Source organism: Kurthia sp. ISK08, assembly GCF_046159805.1.
Classification (GTDB): Bacteria; Bacillota; Bacilli; order Bacillales_A; family Planococcaceae; genus Kurthia; species Kurthia gibsonii.
The window spans coordinates 1-554 of sequence record NZ_JBJXHL010000017.1; the positions used below are offsets into that span (position 1 = coordinate 1).

General features: G+C 38.6%; 1 protein-coding gene. It reads right to left on the reverse strand.

Going from position 1 to position 554, the window contains the following annotated elements:
* Window positions 1–518 (reverse strand): LysM peptidoglycan-binding domain-containing protein (locus ACKVQX_RS14470; RefSeq protein WP_409136445.1); only part of this gene is annotated, 518 nt, incomplete at its 3' end.
* Between the last annotated feature and the right edge of the window lie 36 nt (window positions 519–554).

The window sequence follows — 554 nt, forward strand, 5'->3', positions numbered from 1 at the left end:
GATTTATCTAATTGGTATTTACCAATATATTTACCTGTTGCACTTCTTGCTTCATATGAGTTGCTTGATTCTTTTTGGGCAATCCATGATTTCGCTGAAGATGATGAACCTTGGTATGATGATGCATTACTTGCTTTTTGTGTTGATTGATATGACTTTGTTTGTGTTTGTGCTTGTTGTTTTTGTTGTACTGGCGCTTTATATGTTGATTTTGCTTGTGTTTGTTGTTGCGCTGGTGCTTTATATGTTGATTGTGTTGTTTGTTGTTTTACAGGAGCTTGGTAAGTTGCGTTGCCATTGCCGTCACCAACTTCTAGTTGAGCGCCTGCATAGATTAAGTTTGCTGATTTAATATGATTCATATTTTGAAGCGTACGCACTGTTGTGTTGTGCTCTGCTGCTAATTTCGATAGTGTGTCACCTGATTGGATCGTAATTGTCTTCGCTGACGCTGTACCTGCGAATGCTGCTGTTGATAATGCGATGGCACCTGTCAGTGCGATAATTTGTTTTTTCATAATGTGAAATGTCCTCCTCGGTTTTTCTAACTGTCA